Consider the following 20,274-nt stretch of genomic DNA (forward strand, 5'->3'; position numbering starts at 1 on the left):
GTTTATTTATGTCACTAAAAGCAGGTATTGTAGGTCTTCCGAACGTAGGTAAAAGTACATTATTTAGTGCGATTACTAAAAAGCAAGTTGAATCATCTAACTACGCTTTCACAACTATTGAACCTAACATTTCATCAGTTCCTTTAATTGATCCAAGATTACAAAAAATTGCAGACATTATCAAACCAGATAAAATTGTTTGAGCTACATTTGATTTTGTTGACATAGCCGGACTTGTTGAAGGTGCATCAAAAGGTGAAGGATTAGGAAATAAATTCTTATCAAACATTAGAGAAGTTGATGCAATTATTCACGTTGTTAGATGTTTTGAGGACAAAAACATCTTGCACGTAGCTAATTCAGTAAATCCTGTAAGAGACAAAGATGTTATTAACTATGAGTTAATGTTAGCTGACTTAGAAACAATTAACAACGTAATTAACAGAGTTACTAAAAAAGCTAAATCAGGTGATAAAGATGGTTTAATTGAGTTTAATGCTGCTAATAAAGTTAAAGATGCATTGCTTCAATCAATACCAGCTCGTGATGTTGAACTTGATGAAAATGAATTAAAAGCTGTTAAAGGTTATCATTTGCTCACATTAAAATCAATAATTTATGTAGCTAACTTAGGTACAGAACAATATGCAAATTACAAAGATGATAAACTTTATAATGAGCTTAAAAATTCATTAAAACCAAATGAAAAAATCATTCCAATTTCAGTTCAATTAGAATCTGAGTTAGTTGATTTATCAGATGAAGAAAAAAATGAAATGCTCTCAATGTATGGTGTAGAACGTAGTGGTCTAGATGTTTTAACAAGAGAATCATTTGATCTTCTTAATTTAGAAACATACTTTACAGCAGGTAAAATCGAAGCAAGAGCTTGAGTTTATCATAAAGGTTGAGCAGCTCCTAAATGTGCCGGAATTATTCATACAGACTTTGAGAAAAAATTCATTAAAGCAGATGTTATTGCATACGAAGATTACATCGAACACAATGGTGAATTAGGTGCTAAAAACGCTGGTAAAATGCGTTCTGAAGGTAAAAACTACATTATGAAAGATGGTGACGTTTGTCACTTTAAATTCGGGAAATAATAATAAAAAATCATCATTTTAGGTGATGATTATATGAGGGGGTTTAGTATAGTGGTAGTGCTGCAGTCTCCAAAACTGAAAGTAAGGGTTCGATTCCTTTAACCCCTGCCAATTTCAAATAAATTTTCTGGTGTTTTCGAGGTACCAGATTTTTTTATTTTTGATATTTATTTTAATAGAAAAATTTAAGAATATTTTTAGCTATTTTCACTTTATAAAATAGACATAAATTACAGAACATTAGGAAGAATAATGAACAAATTAAATCTAATTTCTGTAGTTAGGTCAAAACGTAAAGTCAGAGAAATCAAGATTACAAATGTTAAAGTTAAAGATTTTGTAAATAGAGATTACAATGGAATTGCAAATAATATTATTGCAACAGATGTTTCATATATAAAAGCACCAAATGATATAAATGAAAATCGCGTTTATCTTTCAGTTGCGATACATCATAAAAACAAACAAAATTTTGAATTGAAACTTATCAAGAAGAAATGATACAGATTTGGTTAGTTCACACATCAAGGATATCAATTTTAAAAAACCTTGAATTCTTCTTTCAGATCACGGATTTCAATATTCATCATCTAAATATCTTGATGTAGTCGCAAAAAACAATGGAACTGTATCTATGGGTAGAGTCGGAAATTCATTAAATAATAGGGAAGTTGAATATTTCTTTTCAAACATCAAATCTGAGTGTTTAAACTTTGTAAATTACAAAACAATTTGCTTTAATAAACTCAAAAACATTATCAAAGATTACATTGAATGATATAACAATGAAAGATTTCAATCTGTGTTAAATTGAAAAACACCTCAACAATATTAAGATGATTTGAGTTTTTTATAAATTGTCTATAAGACTTGTCTTAGTTTATTATCTATAGGTGTTTTCGTTTTTTGCCCTTTTTAACTTGGAAACTCAGGTGAAGAAGTTAGAGAAGCATTAGAATTTGTTCCTATTAAAAGTTATGATGAAATTTATGATGTTTTATTTAACACTAAATAATTAATTTAATAGAAAATAAAAAATGAATTTGCCTATAAAACAGGAAAATTCCTTTTTTATTGTTTAAATCTATTAATGTTGAATAATTTGTGACTTATAAAATTAATTACCAACATTAAAAGACAAAACAGTTTAAAGAAACAATTTATAATTGAACATAATTGTCACCGACCATCTACTGATGTAATTTAAAATTTTGACACAAAAAAATTCTATTTATAAGTTTTTATTTTATATTTTTGGTTTGAGTGCTAAATATTATAATTGAATGCATAAAACCCAACTAGATATGTTCTTTTATCTTCTTTATAAATTCTTCCATGTATGAGAAATTACAGTAATTTAAAAGTGTACTACCTTCTAAATAAGTTATTGTATTTTTTGACGTTTTTAAGCTCGTTTTCTATTTCTGCAAAAACTTTTTTTGTATTGGCGTCTGTTGTATTCTCTATAAAGTCATGTGATGAATAATGATAGGAATATCTTTTTACATTTTCTAGTTTTTTTTCTAGTAAATAAGTTCCTATTAAACGGCACTCAAAATCCAAATGCGGATGAACAATATATGTTTGAATGTGTTTATATTTATCAACATTTTCAAGAATGTAGTTATCGTTAGGCAAAAATGACTTATTATAAAAATAGTGGCACTTTAATAATGCTAATTGATAAATCACTTGTTTATAATAATGCACTGTAAGCCTATATGTATTATTTTCAGAAATAGTAAATTGTCATTTACAAAAAATAATAGCCAACTTTTTTCTAAATTTATAGTCGAGCTTTTTATTGGTTAAAGCTTTATAATACTTTTCAATATTAGTTTTTCCATCGAAATTAGCTACTGCATTAGTAAACTCTTTATATTCTTTTGGACGAAATCAATTGGCTCCTTTCCCCTCATATAAGAAATCAATGTCTTCTTGACGCGCCAAAAACACAGATCTTAAAATCATTGTAGCAACATTTTGAGGATATTTGATTGCATACATTAAGGTCAAAGTTGCGCCTCACCCATCGCCTCAGATAATTAATTTATCAAGTTTTAAGTGTTTTCTAAGCCTTTCTATGTCTTCAACCGTTTGATCAGTAGTATTATTTTTTATATTTTTTAAGTTTATATGAGGGGTACTTTTTCCACAACCTCTTTGATCAAAAAATATAAATTTAAAAAAATTAAGATTTAAGAGAAGCGCAGGATCCATGTTAGATGATTTTCCTGGTCCGTCATGAATTACTAAAACAGGAAAACCTTTTGGATTACCAGATATAGTATACCAAATTTTATTTTTACGGTCGGGTTTGAAATAATGTTGGGTTCTTGCTGCTGATGCTGCTATTACACGTTTGGCTAATGATGCTAAATGTTGGTTGCTGTTTGAAAAAAACAATTTCTCCTCCTTTAAAATATATTTAATTTATCAAATTTGTAGATAGCTCTTTTTCTTTATAAGATTTAATGGTTAAAATAAGTTAACTGACTTAAAGTGAAATTGAATTAAAAGTAAATTAAAACATAACCAACTAATTTAGTTTCTATTTTTTTAGGCGCTTGCAATACTTAATTGTATCTATCATATTTTCTATAAATCAAACTGAATGATTTAATATATATTTATTACAACAAGTTTTAACATTATCAAGTTTTTCAATCAATAAATAAGCGCCAACATAACGAGCCACAAGATCGCGATGTCCGTGAGCTATATAAGTTGGAATGTGTTTATATTTATTAGAATTTTCAAGAATGTAGTTGTCGCTTGGTAAAAATGACTTATTGTAGAAATAATAGCTTTCTAAAAGGGCTAACTGATAAGCTTCTTCTTCATTTTTTATTTTAAACTTATTAACTGAAGTTAGATTATCATAATCCATTGCCAGAATGTTTATGAATTCTCATTTATAAAAATTAATAGCAAGTTTTTTTCTATATTCATAATCAAGCTTTCTATTAGTTAAAGCTTTATAATACTTTTCAATATTAGTTTTTCCATCGAAATTAGCTACTGCTTCGGTAAATTCTTCATATTCTTTAGGGTAGAATCAATTAGCTCCCTTTCCCTCAAATAGAAAATCAATATCCTCTTGGCGTGCTAAAAACACAGATCTAAGAAACATTTTAGCAACATTTTGAGGATATTTTATTGCATACATTAAAGTTAGGGTTGTTCCTCACCCATCGCCGTAGATTTTTAATTTATTAAGTTTCAGGTGCTTTCTAAGCTTTTCAATATCTTCAACTAAGATATCGGTTTTGTTATTTTTCAACTCTAATAATGGTGTACTTTTTCCACAACCTCTTTGATCAAAAAAAATATATTTATTTTTCTTAACATTTCAAATTTCTTTTTCAAACATTTCTGAAGACTCTCCTGGTCCTCCATGCACTATCAAAATAGGATTATTTTTCGGATTACCATATATTCCGTATCACATTTTAGTGTTAGAGTCAAGTTCTAAATAGCCTTCAGTAAAATTTATTTTTTCTTCAATCATTCAATTCCTCAATTCCTTTCACAGTGATAAGGGACAAAATATTCAATATAGATAAATAGATAAGAAACTATTCATCAGTATAATAGGCTAATTCTTTTTCGTGAATTTTTATTTAACAGCGTAGATATCCTTGACCAACGCAAGAAGTTCTTTATTTCTTTGATCAACTTTTCCTTTATCTCAATCTTCGGAAACTTTAAAAAGTTCAAATTTTGAATCTTTATCTTTCTTTATTCTTTGTTGATTTTCATCATTATTATCAGTATTTTCTTTTTCTATCATATCTTCTATAACTTTTGTTAGATTTTTTAAACCGGCCGAATTAGCTTCATTCCAAGAAATTGGATGTCCCTTATATCCTTTGCCCATTACTTTTTTATTGAACAAATCAGCTTTATCTTTAGAAGATGAATTGCTTGCGGCTTTATTATCAGAAGAAGTAACAATCACTCCATTACCAATCGATTCTTTAACTTCAACACTCTCCAACTCGTTATTTCTATCATCATCTTTAGCTTTTTGTGGATAAAAATGTTCTCATGTCGTATTGTTTGCGAAATAATCTAGTCAATTTGTGTATAGCGCGGTATTAGAAGAGCCTCTTGTATATTTAAAAAAATTATTTAAATTATTGCTTAAAAATAACTCTATCCTTCTAAAAATTGCCACATTATAATAGTTATCTTTTTTCTTAGGTTTCGTTAATTTATAATTTAAATCATCTTCAAACTCTTTCAATATTCTTTCAGTTGATTTATCATTATTAATTCATTTTAACATTGCTTCTCTTAATTCTGAGTATGTGTTTATTTTTTGTTGATCACCTTCTATGTTATTAATTACTTCTGTTTGTGAGCTTGATATCTTGGATGCCCAATCTCTTACAGTTTTGCTGAATGATTGTCCTTTGTAATTGCCTGTTTTTCAAATCACTCAGAATCTTTCAATTTCAAAAAGCCATTTAGTAACATTGGTAAATATTTCTGAAAATGCTAGTTTTGTAAGATCTGTATCCAAATCTAATATTTTGAATTTATTTAGAATTGTGTAAATAAGTGAAAAGAAAATTCTATTTTCTCATACATTTGTAAGAAGAATAGAAGGGAAAAGACATTTTAATATTTCTTTGTTGTTGTCAGAATAGTTTTCATCAAAAGGATAATTATTTATTAATAATTGCTCTAAATCATCATAATCCCTTGCTAAGATAAATTGAAATTTGAATAATTTCTTACGAATTTCAGCCAAAGCTTCAGATTGGTTATCATGATGTTTTTTATATAGTTCCTCTATGTATGATTTTAAAACAATGTAAGAGCTATAGTAATCCTTTTTCTTCGGCTCAATTGTGCAAGATAAACTTTCACTTAACTGAACAAACTGTGCAAATAAAACTATAAGGTCAGTATCTTCTTCAAATTGTTTACTATCAATTGTTTTCTTTTTATCCAATTTATTTCCAGCAAAATTGTTCTGTGTCTTACTATCTTTCTTGTAAAAATGATTTGAAAATTTATCTTTAAATTCTTCTAGCTCTTCTGATTTTGTGCGTCAAAGTTCGTCAAACAATGAATTAACTAAATCTATGTTAGTTAATTTCATGCTTAATAAATTCATTTTTTCAAAAAGTTTTTCTTCATATTTTTTATGAACAAAAACAACATCAAATCAAATTCTTTCAAAAAATGCTGTAATAAAAGCAATTATTTTTTCTTTTTTGTTCTTCAATTTATCTATTAAAAGTGTTCAAATATAGTCTAAATTGTGTTTTATTTTGTACGAAAATTTGTTTTGAATGCTCTCTGGGAAGTATTTTTTTATTTCATCTATATCACTTGATAGTAAAATATGCAAATGTTTATAAGAATCTGAATTTTTGTAACAGTTTTTTGACATTCAACCTTGTTTATCGTGGAACATTCGTTTAAATAAAGAAGGCATTTTAATAATTTCTTCTTGATGATTAGAAAAATTGTGATAAAGAATTAATTTATAAAGACTATAAGCAGTAAGGATTAACGTCATTATTCTTTGTTGACCATCAACAATTTTAATATCATCATCAATTTGAGCGAATGTAATTGAACCCAATAAATGATATTCATTTTGATCAAGTGACGTTGTTTCAATATCATTGATAAGCGTTTCAACCAAATTATCATTTCATGAATAATTTCTTTGGTATAAAGGAATTTCTATGCTTTTTTTCACAAATGAAAAGTCAAATATTGCGGTCAAATTTCAAATTTTTGACACAAATGGTTCTTCATCACTCACTTTATATTCCTTACTTGTTGGGTCATCGGGTATACTTTTAAATTCTGATGTTACACTAATTAGTTTTTCTAAGTTGTCCTTGTATGGATAATATAATTTATTTTTTTTAATATCTAATAATTGAATTTGTGTTGATTTTATGAATTTATCAACAATTTCTTTGAATTTTTCTTTATTGTTGATGGCACAAAAATCGCAAAATTTAATTCAATGTTTTTTTGAATCGTCAACTTTAGTATTTATATAGGTCTTTATCAAATCAAAACTACTTCTATTCTCATCTTCTTCGCTAGCGATATATGCCATTGTTGAAATTACACTATTCATTCAATTTTGTTCAGAAATTCTCATTATCTTTTTTTCACTATCGGTAAAAGCGTTATTTGACCAAAATTCAGTTAAGTTAGTTATTGACAAAATATTGTTTCCGATTTTTTTGTAAAAATAATCAATGCCTTCTAAATATTTATTTAAAATAGAAAGTATCTTTTCAGATATGTAATCTGAAGTTTTGTTATTTAAGTAGTTACTTAGCGCATCGTGTTCCAAATTGTCATTAACAAAATTTTTAATATATTTTTTAAAATCATTATGCATGACAAAATTATTATCATTTTCAATATGTATAATTTGACAAATCTCTAGCACTTGTTTTATTTCTTCATATGTTTTATTAGTTATTTTATTTGAGTTTCTATCATTTTTTGTTTCAGTTTTTGTATTTTTTTTATAAAAAACAAAGTCTTTGGTGTGGCCTCCATTAAACACAATTTGTGTTGGCGTTAAATAACACAAGCTATCTGTTTTAATTGCTTCACGAATTGTCTCTTGATTTAATCAATTTAATATAGTTCCTTCTATATAAGTTTGAATATCTTTGCTAATTGTTCAAACACTTGTTAAGAAATTTTTGTTCTTATTACTCATTGTCTCCTCCTGATTCTTAAATTAATTATTATTAAAAGAATAATTTTTTATATTTAGCAATTACTATTCCCGATATATTCACTTTTGTTGTTTGTAGTGTGCACTCAAAAAGCCTATTAAGTTTTGGTAATGTTTTTTGTATTCAATTTCATTTTTGTATTATTTAATTTGAATCTAATAATCTAAAAATTAATGATCAATTTTTACATCTATATTAAAAATTTATATTTGGTATTTATTTTTTGTATTATGCCTGTTATAAGTTATAAATAGTTGTATAAAAAAGTGTTATTTTTATATCAAAATCAAAACCAATTATATTTTTAAAGTTATTTTTCTATTTATATTTACTCATGAAAAACTTTAATGTTGTGTGTTCTTATCTACGAAAGCTTAAAAACTTGGAATTCATATTTTAAAAGTTATAGACAAAAAAGCTGAATGTAAAACACTCAACTTGTTCCAGTTTAGTCGTGAATTAATAAAATAAAAAAGTGAAATTCAATTGAAATTATTGCTAAAGACCGAGTCTTTCTTTCGTTCTATATATATATATATAGTTTAAGGAGTTGAAGATTGACACATTTAATTCTCTTGCAAATTTCATAATAGTATTATATTATTTTTTTATTTTATTTTTATAAAAATATGGAAGTAAAACAAATAAATTATTTTTATATAGAATATTCATTGTTAATCAGATTAATAGCAAAAGGTCGCTTTTTCACATTATACTTTTAGACAAGAACTGAAGCTTAAAAAAAGCAATTTATTTATTAACAAAATGTTATTTACAATTAAGATTTAAGACTATTCATTGCGCAAAACATAAAAAAGCTTAGCGATTATAATTAATGGTTTTCATCACAATTAATATTTTTGAAATAGGGAAAACTTATTTATTGATAATTCATTAATTCAGTTATTCAAACCTAGAAACTTAGAATTAAAATAAACAATTAACAGAAAATAAAAAACGAATTTACCTATAAAAAATGTGAATTCATTCTTTCATTTAATATTATTCAGTGCAATATATGTCTTGTAATAAAGCAACAAGTTCTTTAAGTCTTTGTTTAATGTTTTCTTTTCCTAATTCTGGAGCGACTCCAAAAAGAAGAACTTTATCTTCTTTATTTTCAGTTTTATTATTCAAAATAGTAACCAAATTTTTATATTTATTCTCAATTTCTTTTATTGAAATTTCATGGTCATAGAAACCTTTGTTTGACTCACTAAGATTATAATCATATTCTTCATATTTCTTATATGTTGGGCCATTGTAGCTTTTAATATTGCCTATAACATCAAGAATAAAACCATTTGCTATCGATAAACTAGGTCAAGAAAAGTAGACAGTTTTTTATTTTCTGTCTACTTTTCTTGACCTAGTTTATATTACGTCTTTTTTTATAAGAAAATCTCGCAATTAGATAAAGAAGTTTCTAAAAAGTCTGAAAATGAAGAATTACATTCAATTGTCAAAAAAGGCTTTTATGAAAATAAAGGTCGTTTTGGTCGCTGAAGATTGAGCATTTATATACTAAAAGTATATAAAATAGACATAAATTACAGAACATTAGGAAGAATAATGAACAAATTAAATCTAATTTGTGTAGTTAGGTCAAAACGTAAAGTCAGAGAAATCAAGATTACAAATGTTAAAATTAAAGATTTTGTAAATAGAGATTACAATGGAATTACAAATAATATTATTGCAACAGATGTTTCATATATAAAAGCACCAAATGATATAGATGAAAATCACGTTTATCTTTCGTTGCAATACATCATAAAACAAACAAAATTTTGAATTGAAACTTATCAAGAAGAAATGATACAGATTTAGTCATTTCACAAATCAAAGATATCAAGTTTAAAAAACCTTGAATTCTTCATTCAGATCACGGATTTCAATATTCATCATCTAAATATCTTGATGTGGTCGCAAAAAACAATGGAACTGTATCTATGGGTAGAGTCGGAAATTCATTAGATAATAGGGAAGTCGAATATTTCTTTTCAAACATCAAATCTCAGTGTTTAAAGTTTGCAAATTACAAAACAATTTACTTTGATAAACTCAAAAACATTATCAAAGATTACATTTAATGATATAACAATGAAAGATTTCAATCTGTGTTAAATTGAAAAACACCTCAACAATATTGAGATGATTTGAGTTTTTTATAAATTGTCTATAAGACTTGTCCTAGTTTAATTTTTCTTGTTCTTATAAAATTCAGCAATCTAGTTGTAGTAATCTAGAACCTAATTTAACCCAAAAACATGCAGAATATAGTGATAGAGTAATAAAAAGCTTTGATTATGTTATAATCAAATAATTGAAAATATTGAAGGAATTTAAGGATAAGTATGTCACAAATAATTGATGAAAATGTTTTATGAAAAGCAGCAGAAAAACTAAGAGACAAATGTGATCCTGCTGATTATAAAAATGTTGTATTGGGCTTAGTCTTTTTAAAATATGTTAGTGATAAGTACATTGCTAAATATAAAGAGCTAAAAAAAGTTGGTGATGGTAGAGAAAAAGATGAAGACTATTACATTCAAGACCATGTATTTTTAGTACCTGAAAATGCTTTATGAACCAATATAGCAAGTCACTCTAAACAAAGTGATTTAGGTCAAGTAATTGACGATGCCTTCATCGAACTTGAGAAACACAATAATCAACTAAAAGGAATTCTTCCTAAAACTTATTCTAAGAGTGATTTAGATAAATCTGCTTTAGGAGACTTAGTAGACTTTTTCTCTAATAATTTAAATATGGAAGATGCTGATGGTGATTTCTTCGGCCAAGTTTATGAGTATTATGTAGGCGCTTTTGCTAAGTATATACCGACAAAAGGTGGAGAATTTTTCACTCCAAAATCTGTTGTTGAATTAATGGTTGATATTTTAGAACCTTATAGTGGGAAAGTTTTTGACCCATGTTGTGGAAGTGGTGGTATGTTTGTTCAATGTTCTAAGTTTGTTAAAGAACATCAAGGCAACGTTGACAACATCTCGATTTATGGTCAAGAATCAAACCCTGGAACTTGAAAAATGGCTAAAATGAATTTAGCTATTAGAGGACTTGAAGGAAATTTAGGTGAAAAAAGTGCTGATTCTTTTACAGATGATTTACATAAGTCTTTAAGAGCAAATTACATCATCGCTAATCCACCATACAATTTAAAAGATTATTGAAAACCATCTCTTGAAGGTGATCCTAGATGGGTGTTTGGTAAACCGGACATGAAGAATGCTAACTATGCATGACTTTCATTAATGTATTCTAAATTAGCACCTAATGGTAAAGCGGCAATATTGATGCCGAATGGAGCTACAACAAGTAATACTAAAGATGATTACAAAATTAGAAAAGCTATGATTGAATCAGGTAAGGTTGAAGCAATTCTAGCATTGCCTAATAAATTATTTTCAAATGTTACCATTTCAGTTCAATGCTGAATCTTAAATAAAGGAAAAACTAACACCGATGTTTTATTTGTAAACGCAGGCAACTTAGGGAAATTAATCTCAAGAAAAATAAAAGTCCTTGAACAAGAAGATGTAGACAAAGTTGTTAAAGCTTATCGTGATTTTAGAGAAGGCACTCTTATAGATATACCAGGTTTTTGTAAGAAGGCTACATTAGAAGAAATCGAAGAAAAAGATTTCTCTTTAAATCCTGGAAGATACGTCGGAGCAGATGAGTCTAACAAATTATCTCCTGAAGAAATTCAAGAAGAGTTAAGAAAGACTACTGCTGAATTATTAGAATTAATGAAGGAGGGTAAAGAACTAGAAGATAAAATTAAAGAGATATTAATGGAAGAATTAAAATAGTGTTAATTATGTGATTTTGCATATCCATATCATGAATTCGAATTTTAAGATTTAAAAGATTACCTTGGGTAATTTTCGGTTGGACAGCGCCAGTTACTATTCCTTCGATATTTGTTGCACTCAAGCAATAGTATAGATACTTATTTAGAACAAGATTATTTGCTTTAAAAATATGAGAGTGATTACTTACTCAAAATTTCGAGTAGTGATTTGTCATATGAATTATAGGTTTTCCATCGTCAGTAATGACTGTACCATCTTCTGCCAACAATAGATATTCTCCTTCAAATAAGTAGTCATTAATATAATCTATTATGCCGTTTGCACTATAGTATGGATAGTTTCCTTGAATTCTTTTTCTTTCCATAGTTGATAAAGGTCTTCTCAAAGAGTCCTTAAAATCTACAAGATCTTTAAGTTTGTATTCAATCATTAATAATACCTCACAATGTTAACTATGTGTTGTTGTTCAATCATAGAGTGGATATGAATATTTAATTCATACAAAGTTTTAGTTGTTAAAGAAGGAACCGCAGCACCTTCAGAATATTTTGAAAAATCAATTGTAGAAAGATTGTAAAATAAATACTTTGGTAAAACGATGTTATCGTTAATCTCTGTATAAAACAAAGTATCAATTGTTCAAAACGGTTTGCTGATATAAAACGGCTTTGAAATAGTGCCTTTTCTACCGATTAATACTGATTCGTGGTCATATATAGGTTTAGAAGCATAACCAATTAAGCCACCAGTGCCTAGAATTGGAATATCACTATAATCAACTTCGACTTGATTTTGATTTTTGCCATATTTAATAGTTAATATATCTTTTAGTTTCATAAATATAATGATAAAGATAAAGAAAAAATTAAACGATATTTGTAAAAATATTACAGATGGAACACATTCTACCGTTTTAGATAATGCAAATGGTAATTGTTATTTACTAAGTTGCAAAAATGTGAAAAATGGAAGAATAAATATAACTAAGGATGATAGACGAATAGACAAAGACACTCTATTTCTCCTTAGGAATAGAACTAAAATGGAAATAGGTGATGTGGTTTTGACAACTGTTGGAACCATAGGTGAATCGAGTGTAATACAAGAATCTTTTCCAAATTATGAGTTTCAAAGAAGTGTCGCCATAATTAAACCGAATCCTTCACTTATATTAGCAAAATATCTTCATTACTACCTAATTTCACAATCAGGTAAGAATCAAATTAACCAAATGATAAAAGGAGCTGCTCAACCATGTTTATTTCTTAATGATTTAAAAAATATTTTAATTCCTTGTTTATCATTAGATTCACAACAACACATAGTTAACACTATAGGAAGCGTCGATGATTTAATTGAAAAAATTGAGGAGAAAATAAATTTTTTAAAAATAATCTCGACAAATCTTTATTCTCAAAATTCTGAATATCCATGTACACAAAATCTATCATTAGCAGATGTATGCTTAATAAAAACAGGAAAACTTAATGCTAATGAAGCTGATAAGGCCGGTTCTTTTCCGTTTTTTACATGTGGTACTAATGAGTTACTAATTAATGATTATGCTTTTGATTGTGAGGCTATAATAATTGCTGGTAATGGTGAAATCTCAGTTAAACATTACAAGGGCAAATTTAATGCATATCAAAGGACTTATGTATTAGAACCTCAAAAATATTTTTACTTGTTTCTAAAAGAATGTGAAAATAATATAAATGTTTTGAAAAATAATTCTCAAGGATCAGTAATTAAATTTATTACTAAACCAATGCTTGAAAAAATATCAATAAATTTAAACAATCATTCTGAAGAAATTAATGAGAAGATAGGTCAAATTTACAACTTAATTTTAAATTATAGAAATCAAATCTCTTTATTAATTAAAATTAAAGATATTTTATTCAGCAAATATTTCTAGATAGTTAACACTATAGGAACAGTTGATGATTTGATTGAAAAGACTTTAGAAATTTTAAATTCAATCAAGAGATTAAGAAAATTACTTTATAAGCATTTTTCTTTAAATTCAATCAGTACAGTACCGTTCAAAGAAATAGTGACTTTTGAAAATGGAGCTCAGCCTCCAAAATCAGAGCATATCTATGAAGAAAAAGAAGGTTATGTTAGATTTATTCAAAATAGAGATTATGATTCGGAAAATCATAAAACATATATACCTATTTCAAAACGAAATCATTTATGTAATAAGTATGACATTATGATAGATAAATATGGTGATGCCGGTGCTGTAAGGTTCGGTTTAGAGGGTGCATATAATGTGGCATTATTAAAAGTAATTCCGAATAATGAATTAATTAAAGAATATGTTAGAGATTTCCTTATGCAAGATGAAGTAAAAAATATTTTATACAACTCTTCTCAGGCATCAACAAGACCGTCCTTAAACGATGATACGTTTTTAGGGTTAACAATTCCTCTATTAAATGAAAATGAAATCAAAACATATAACAAGATTGTAGTTATTCTTTTAAATTTAGAAATAGGCTATAAAGAAAAAATTTTAAAATTAAAGTCTATTAAAGAAAAATTACTTTTAAAATATTTCTAAATAGTTAACACTATAGGAAGCGTCGATGAACTTATCGAAAATTATTAAAATCAGATATCAAAAATATTAAACATAATTAGTATGTCGTTATCTGATAAAAGTCTCATTCCTTTTGAATATTACTCGCCTCAAATTATTAAATCTGGTATAAAAAAATATAATAATACCAAGAATTATTTGGACACATCGTCCGTAGAAGGTATTAACAATATTTTACAATTTGATTCATTCAACTTTGAGGACATACCATCTAGAGCAAACATGCAACCAGTGGTTGATTCAATATGATTCGCCAAGATGAAAGACTCAAAAAAGGTAATTATAGTGACAGAAAAAGATGATGATTTACTTAATAATTATATCTTTTCAACAGGATATTTAGGAGTCGAAGCTACAAACAAATTACCACTATCATTTCTAACAGGTATTATTTTATCCCCAAACTTTTTCGTTCAAAGAGACCTTAACTCTGTAGGGACAACCATGGCTGGGATTAATAATGAAACATTTAAAAAAATTCTTGTCCCTAAACTGTCTGATGAAGAGATAAATAGTTTCAATAAGGAGTTTAGTCCTTTAGTTATTCATTTAACTTGTTATAGAAGAAAAATAAAGAAGCTTAAAGAATTGAAGAATCTACTATTGAATAAATATTTCTAGATTTTAGTACCTTCCATAAATAGGAGGTATTACAATTTGAAAGAATTTATTTCATTTTTGCAACATCAAAATTTAACAAAAAATACTATTGATGCTTATGTTATTGCAGTTAAACAGTTTAGTGCAGAATTTAGTGAAATAACAAAGCAAAATTTATTAGCTTTTAAATCAATATTAGTCGATAAGTATAAGGGTAAAACTATTAATTTGAGAATTCAAGGAATCAACAAATATCTGGAATTTTTAAAGAAAGAAAAATTAAAACTAAAATACATAAAAATTCAACAAAAAAGTTTTTTAGAAAATGTTATCAGCGATGCAGATTACGAGTTCTTTAAAAACAAATTGCTCAAAGACAAAAATTATGAGTGGTATTTTATTGTTAGATTTTTAGGAGCAACTGGTGCTAGGATTTCTGAGCTTATTCAATTCAAATATGAGCATTTAATAAGGGGTTATATAGACCTTTACACAAAAAGTGGCAAAATAAGAAGAATATTCATACCCGTTAGATTAAGAAAAAAAGCGATAGAATATTATGATTCTATCACTAGAACAGAGGGTTATCTATTTCTTAATAAAGATGGTAATCAAATATCAACTAGAGGTATAGCTCATCAATTAAAATCACTAGCAAGAAAATATAATATGAATCTAAATGTAGTTTACCCACATTCTTTTAGACATAGATTTGCAAAAAATTTTTTAGAAAAATGCAAAGATATTGCATTACTAGCAGATTTAATGGGACACGAATCTATAGAAACCACTAGAATTTATTTGAGAAAAACAAGCGAAGAGCAACAGGAAATAGTTGACAAAATAATTAATTGGTAAAATATTTATTAAGAAGTATAGATTTAATATCTAAACATTTAGATTTTAACATTTTCACTTTAACCAATAATTCATAAATATAATTGAAAAAATCAATTTCATCATTAGTTGGTTCACAAGCTAATAACATCGGTATTGCCTTAGAAGCATGCAAAATTGTTGTGCCTTGCGAATTATCTTTGATAATAGACTGATTTAAATCGCTTAATAGTTCAAAGAAAGCAAAACCTTTATTTTCAGATATTACTTTATATATTCCTGATGAGTAAGCACCTGTTAAACCAACATTCACCCTTCCAGGAGCGCCATCAAATGCTATTAAAGTATCATCTGAGTGACATGTTTTTAGGTTTTGCGCTTTTTTTATGTAACAATTTTTTAATGAATCTAAATCACCTACTCTTAAGTACGGAATAAGACCGTCTCTATTTTGGGATTTTTCTATATAGTTGCTAGAACCAACCTCTATTCCTTTGTCAAATATCCCATATTTCGAGAAGGGAACGTGATTTCTAATAAAATTCAAGGAGTTTATTTTTCTTAATCCAATAGATTTAATTTTAGTCTCGATTAAGTCATAATTTTCAATAAGATCATCGACGCTTCCTATAGTGTTAACTATCTAGAAATATTTTGAAAGAAGATGTTTCTTCAAATTTGTTAATTTTCTAATATTCATTCTATTTTTTAGAATTGCGTCAAATATATAATCATATTTTTTAAAATAGTTAACGTCATTCTCGCTAAACGGAACTTTAATGTTTAAAAAATCTGAAATACTTAAGTTTGGTTGTGCACTACCGTGACCTAAACTAGAAATATTTTCCTTATCCATTAGTAAATAGGTATATATTAAAGCTTTCGATTCACAAGTAATCTTTATAATTCTTTGATTTAGATAACAATCTTCAGAATCAACAATACCTGTTCTACCTACGTACCCAGTCATGGTCAGTAAGATATCCCCGATTTCTAATTTAAATTTTTCATATTCTGGCTTCATACTAAAATAAGTGATATTATCAAGATTAAATCCAGAGTCTCCTATGTTTTTAATTGTAATTAATTTTCATGATGGAAGATTTGTATAATCCTTACTTTTAAATGTCCCACCAACAAAATATTTAATTACATCACCTAATTTGTTTACACTACTTTTATCATTAAAATAAATTTGATAAATATATTTTAGTAATTTTTCAAACAATATAATTTTTTGATTAGTTTTTTCAATCAAATCATCAACTGTTCCTATAGTGTTAACTATCTGTATTAATTTTGAGAAAAATAACTGCTTTTTTATATAATAATTTCGAGGTAAAATCATATGTTTAATGAAGCTACTATTGAGAATAGCATTATAGAACTTTTAGAAAAAAATGGTTTTGAATTTTTAAATTTTGACGATTCATGACTAAGTGAAAGAAAACTTGATGATTTCATTAATAATGAAGTTCTTTTAAATTCGTTAATTGAAATAAATAAATTTGATGATTTAGAAATACTTAACGAAGCAATGAATATGCTTATGAGAGTTGATAATCCTTCTTTATTCGTAAGGAATTTTTTAGTTCACAAAATCTTAGTAGAAGGTGTGACAATTGAGTCAAATAAATATCAAGTTAACCCTCTTATTAAATTCATTGATTTTGATAATGTAGATAATAACACATTTCAAGTAGTTCATCAAATTAAGTTCAACGAAGGAAGATCGACTAGAATACCGGACATAGTTGTGTACATAAATGGACTTCCTTTAATTGTAATGGAACTTAAGACTTTAGTTGAAGATGCTACTGGAGCAACATTGGAAGACGCTTACAATCAATTAGGTGGAAGCAGCGAGTCTAATGGATACCGTTATGATATTCCAACTTTATTTAATTACTCTGCTTTTTTAGTAATTTCTGATGGAGTAAGTACTAGAATCGGAACATTGACTTCTAAATTCGATAGATACAATGAGTGAAAAAGTGTTGATGGTAAAAAAGGTTATGATGATAATTATGCATTTAAACTAAATACCTTCATAGATGGAGTGTTTGAAAAAAGCAGATTACTAGATATTATTAAACATAATATTTTCTTTATTCAAGACAAAAATGACAAACCAGTTAAGATAATCTCGCAGTATCACCAGTATTTTGGTGTAAAAAAATCAGTTCAATCAATTTTAAATAGCATTAAGTCAAACGGAAATGGTAAAGCTGGTATTGTTTGACATACTCAAGGTAGTGGTAAATCATTTTCAATGCTAATGCTTGCACATAGATTATTGATTAACAAAGAATTAAATGTTCCAACTATAGTGGTTTTAACAGATAGAATCGACTTAGATGATCAACTTTATAAAACTTTCTTTAGTGCGCGTAATTACCTAAAATGCGAACCTCAAATAGCTACATCTAGAGAAGATTTAGTTAAGAAGCTTAAACACATTAAACAAGGTGGAATAATTTTTACTACAGTTGGTAAATTCGATAAGCATCATTTACCAAAAAATGAACGTTCAAACATTATTGTCATGACTGATGAAGCTCATAGAGGGCACTATGGAATTTATGAAACTGTTCATTACGAAAGAAATAAAGAAACTGATGAATTAGAAGCAGTTTTCAAATATGGAGTAGAAAAGTATATTAGGGAAGCATTACCTAATGCTACTTTTATTGGATTTACTGGAACTCCGGTATCAACAAAAGAAAAACAAACAACAGACATTTTCGGTGATATTATCGATGTCTACGATATGACTCAATCAGTTATCGATGGTTCAACAGTAAAACTTTTTTATGAATCTAGACTTGCAAAAGTTTGGACAGATCAATCAATATTGAGTCAAATTGATAATTACTATAATGATTTAGTGAAAAATGAACAAGCAGATAATCAAGCAATAGAAAAATCAAAGCGTGAAATGAGCAAAATCAAAGTCATTTTAGAAGATGATGACATGATTGATTTATTTGCTAGAGATATTATGGCTCATTATTCTGAGAGAAAGGGTACTTTAAACGGAAAAGCCATGATTGTTTGTCAAACTCGTCATGCAGCTTTAAAACTATATAAGAAAATAGTTGATGAGATTGTACCTGAAATGAAAGAACAAGTAATTTTAGTTGTTACTGAATCTAATAAAGACACAGAAGAAATGCGTAATCTATTTAAAGATTCTGCATATAGAAAAGAGTTAGGTGAAGAATTTAAAAAAGATACATCAAAATATAAAATCGCAATTGTAGTTGATATGTGATTAACCGGTTTTGATGTACCCGACTTAGATGCAATATATTTTATTAAGAGACTCAAATCTTATAATTTAATGCAAGCTATTGCTCGTGTTAATCGTGTTTATCCAGGTAAGTATTATGGTTTAATTGTCGATTACATAGGTCTAAATAAAGCATTGAATGAAGCATTAACAGAATATACAGATAGAGATAGACAAGAAAATGTTCAAGATGTAAAGAAAGAAATTTATGACATCTTGAAAGAAAAATTAAGTGTACTTAATGAATGATTTTACAAAATTGATAAAAGCAAATTCTATAGCTCTAATGATCAAGAAAGATTTGAAGCTGTACAAATCGGAACAGAATTTGTGTTACAAGAAGCTAAAAGAGAAGATGCATTTATGAGTGATCTTTCCTTTTCTGTAAAGCAAGCCTTTGTCGTTTGTGCTGGTATTTTAACTGAAGAAGAGAAAAATGATGTTTATTATTACTTAGCTATTAGAAGTTTTATTCTAAAGCTTAGAGCAAAAACTCCAACTGTCTCTATAAAAGAAATGAACGAATATGTTTCTAATCTTCTAGCAGATGCTATTAAAGGTGATGAAGTAAAAGTATTAACTCAAACAAAAGAAGATTCAAGTAAAGTTATTGAATTGTTGAGTGAGAAAAACATAGAAGAATTAAGAGTAAAAAATCCTCCTCATGTGTTTGTTCAAATTGTCAAGAAGTTACTTGAAAGAGCAATAGCTGAATCTAGAAAAAATAATTATTTTAAATCTCAAGAATACAGTAAAAGATTAAGAAAAATCTTAGAAAAATATAATGATAGAGATGCTATTTTTTCACCAGAACAAACTATTGTTGATTTGGTTGGATTCGCTAGTGAAATGGTAAGGGATGAACAAACAGCTAGAGACCTTGGTGTATTTGGAAGAGAAAAAGCATTCTATGATGCTTTAATTAGAGATAAATCAGCTAAAGAATTACTAAACGATGAAACGCTTAAACTTATTGCTAGGGAATTAAAGTCAGTAGTTGAAGAATACGCATCAACAGACTGAGCCCATAAAGAATCCACAAGAGCAAGAATGAGAACAAAAATAAAAGAATATTTGAAGAAGTATAATTATCCTCCAGAATATCAAAAACAAGCTGTAGATGATGTAATTAAACAAGCTGAATATATAATGAGTGAAGATTAATCTTCAGATTGTTTAGGATATCAAATTCGACTTATAAGAAATATTACAATTAGACTTTATTACTTATTAAACGATTGTTTTAGTGGGTAATAAA

General features: G+C 27.2%; 19 protein-coding genes and 1 tRNA gene. 12 read left to right on the forward strand and 8 right to left on the reverse strand.

The features are described 5' to 3' along the window. Nucleotides 1-8 precede the first annotated feature (8 nt). The 4 genes from ychF (at nt 9) to VBM90_RS01535 (ending at nt 1,941) form a co-directional block, all read left to right on the forward strand. Nucleotides 9-1,106: a redox-regulated ATPase YchF gene (gene ychF, locus VBM90_RS01520; protein WP_323176617.1), complete on the forward strand. Its 1,098-nt coding sequence runs from the start codon at nt 9-11 to the stop codon at nt 1,104-1,106. Nucleotides 1,107-1,143: 37 nt separating this feature from the next. After that, nucleotides 1,144-1,217 (forward strand) — tRNA-Trp (locus VBM90_RS01525). Between the two features lie 141 nt (nt 1,218-1,358). After that, complete coding sequence (locus VBM90_RS01530; RefSeq protein WP_323176618.1) at nt 1,359-1,622, forward strand: hypothetical protein; 264 nt, start codon at nt 1,359-1,361, stop codon at nt 1,620-1,622. Next, a complete protein-coding gene (locus VBM90_RS01535; RefSeq protein WP_323176619.1) occupies nt 1,579-1,941 on the forward strand; it encodes an IS3 family transposase in 363 nt (120 codons plus the stop codon). Before VBM90_RS01530 ends, VBM90_RS01535 begins: the two co-directional genes overlap by 44 nt. Before the next feature lie 533 nt (nt 1,942-2,474). On the opposite strand, the gene VBM90_RS01540 is transcribed toward VBM90_RS01535, so the two are convergent. The 4 genes from VBM90_RS01540 to VBM90_RS01555 form a co-directional block, all read right to left on the reverse strand. Further along, a complete protein-coding gene (locus VBM90_RS01540) occupies nt 2,475-3,512 on the reverse strand; it encodes an alpha/beta fold hydrolase (protein ID WP_323176620.1) in 1,038 nt (345 codons plus the stop codon). Between the two features lie 145 nt (nt 3,513-3,657). After that, the gene (locus VBM90_RS01545) at nt 3,658-4,617 is read right to left on the reverse strand and encodes an alpha/beta fold hydrolase (protein ID WP_323176621.1); all 960 of its coding nucleotides are present in this window, start codon (nt 4,615-4,617) and stop codon (nt 3,658-3,660) included. A 108-nt stretch (nt 4,618-4,725) separates the two neighbouring features. After that, nucleotides 4,726-7,821 (reverse strand): DUF262 domain-containing protein, encoded by a 3,096-nt coding sequence (locus tag VBM90_RS01550; protein WP_323176622.1) that lies wholly within the window; start codon nt 7,819-7,821, stop codon nt 4,726-4,728. A 1,021-nt stretch (nt 7,822-8,842) separates the two neighbouring features. Beyond that, complete coding sequence (locus tag VBM90_RS01555) at nt 8,843-8,977, reverse strand: hypothetical protein (RefSeq protein ID WP_323176623.1); 135 nt, start codon at nt 8,975-8,977, stop codon at nt 8,843-8,845. Between the two features lie 435 nt (nt 8,978-9,412). Between VBM90_RS01555 and VBM90_RS01560 the strand changes: the two genes are divergently transcribed. The 3 genes from VBM90_RS01560 to VBM90_RS01570 all read left to right on the forward strand — a co-directional run bounded on the left by VBM90_RS01560 (nt 9,413) and on the right by VBM90_RS01570 (nt 11,676). After that, entirely contained in the window at nt 9,413-9,670 is a 258-nt protein-coding gene (locus tag VBM90_RS01560) for a hypothetical protein (RefSeq protein WP_323176624.1), read from the forward strand. Then, on the forward strand, nt 9,631-9,933 hold the full coding sequence (locus tag VBM90_RS01565) for a hypothetical protein (protein ID WP_323176625.1): 303 nt from the start codon (nt 9,631-9,633) through the stop codon (nt 9,931-9,933). Before VBM90_RS01560 ends, VBM90_RS01565 begins: the two co-directional genes overlap by 40 nt. A gap of 264 nt (nt 9,934-10,197) precedes the next feature. Beyond that, complete coding sequence (locus VBM90_RS01570) at nt 10,198-11,676, forward strand: class I SAM-dependent DNA methyltransferase (RefSeq protein WP_323176626.1); 1,479 nt, start codon at nt 10,198-10,200, stop codon at nt 11,674-11,676. Here VBM90_RS01570 and VBM90_RS01575 read toward each other — a convergent pair. Then, on the reverse strand, nt 11,645-12,109 hold the full coding sequence (locus VBM90_RS01575) for a restriction endonuclease subunit S (RefSeq protein ID WP_323176627.1): 465 nt from the start codon (nt 12,107-12,109) through the stop codon (nt 11,645-11,647). The genes VBM90_RS01570 and VBM90_RS01575 overlap by 32 nt on opposite strands. Further along, nucleotides 12,109-12,516 carry a restriction endonuclease subunit S gene (locus tag VBM90_RS01580; RefSeq protein ID WP_323176628.1) on the reverse strand — a complete coding sequence of 136 codons (408 nt, stop codon included), beginning with the start codon at nt 12,514-12,516 and terminating at the stop codon, nt 12,109-12,111. The genes VBM90_RS01575 and VBM90_RS01580 overlap by 1 nt, the downstream gene beginning before the upstream one ends. Before the next feature lie 7 nt (nt 12,517-12,523). Between VBM90_RS01580 and VBM90_RS01585 the strand changes: the two genes are divergently transcribed. The 4 genes from VBM90_RS01585 to VBM90_RS01600 all read left to right on the forward strand — a co-directional run bounded on the left by VBM90_RS01585 (nt 12,524) and on the right by VBM90_RS01600 (nt 15,745). Then, nucleotides 12,524-13,597 (forward strand): restriction endonuclease subunit S, encoded by a 1,074-nt coding sequence (locus tag VBM90_RS01585; protein ID WP_323176629.1) that lies wholly within the window; start codon nt 12,524-12,526, stop codon nt 13,595-13,597. A gap of 30 nt (nt 13,598-13,627) precedes the next feature. After that, nucleotides 13,628-14,248 carry a restriction endonuclease subunit S gene (locus tag VBM90_RS01590; protein WP_323176630.1) on the forward strand — a complete coding sequence of 207 codons (621 nt, stop codon included), beginning with the start codon at nt 13,628-13,630 and terminating at the stop codon, nt 14,246-14,248. A 177-nt stretch (nt 14,249-14,425) separates the two neighbouring features. Further along, the gene (locus VBM90_RS01595; RefSeq protein ID WP_323176631.1) at nt 14,426-14,908 is read left to right on the forward strand and encodes a hypothetical protein; all 483 of its coding nucleotides are present in this window, start codon (nt 14,426-14,428) and stop codon (nt 14,906-14,908) included. A gap of 36 nt (nt 14,909-14,944) precedes the next feature. Then, nucleotides 14,945-15,745, forward strand: a complete 801-nt coding sequence (locus tag VBM90_RS01600) for a tyrosine-type recombinase/integrase (protein ID WP_323176632.1) — start codon at nt 14,945-14,947, stop codon at nt 15,743-15,745. On the opposite strand, the gene VBM90_RS01605 is transcribed toward VBM90_RS01600, so the two are convergent. Next, complete coding sequence (locus tag VBM90_RS01605; RefSeq protein ID WP_323176633.1) at nt 15,735-16,271, reverse strand: hypothetical protein; 537 nt, start codon at nt 16,269-16,271, stop codon at nt 15,735-15,737. The genes VBM90_RS01600 and VBM90_RS01605 overlap by 11 nt on opposite strands. A 96-nt stretch (nt 16,272-16,367) precedes the next feature. Next, complete coding sequence (locus VBM90_RS01610; RefSeq protein WP_323176634.1) at nt 16,368-16,982, reverse strand: restriction endonuclease subunit S; 615 nt, start codon at nt 16,980-16,982, stop codon at nt 16,368-16,370. A 90-nt stretch (nt 16,983-17,072) separates the two neighbouring features. On the opposite strand from VBM90_RS01610, the gene VBM90_RS01615 reads away from it, so the two are divergent. Further along, nucleotides 17,073-20,180, forward strand: coding sequence for a type I restriction endonuclease subunit R (locus tag VBM90_RS01615; protein WP_323176635.1), 3,108 nt, complete (start codon nt 17,073-17,075; stop codon nt 20,178-20,180). Nucleotides 20,181-20,274: the final 94 nt, after the last annotated feature.

Source organism: Mycoplasma sp. 2704 (assembly GCF_034863285.1).
Taxonomy (GTDB): Bacteria; Bacillota_I; Bacilli_A; order Mycoplasmatales; family Metamycoplasmataceae; genus Mycoplasmopsis.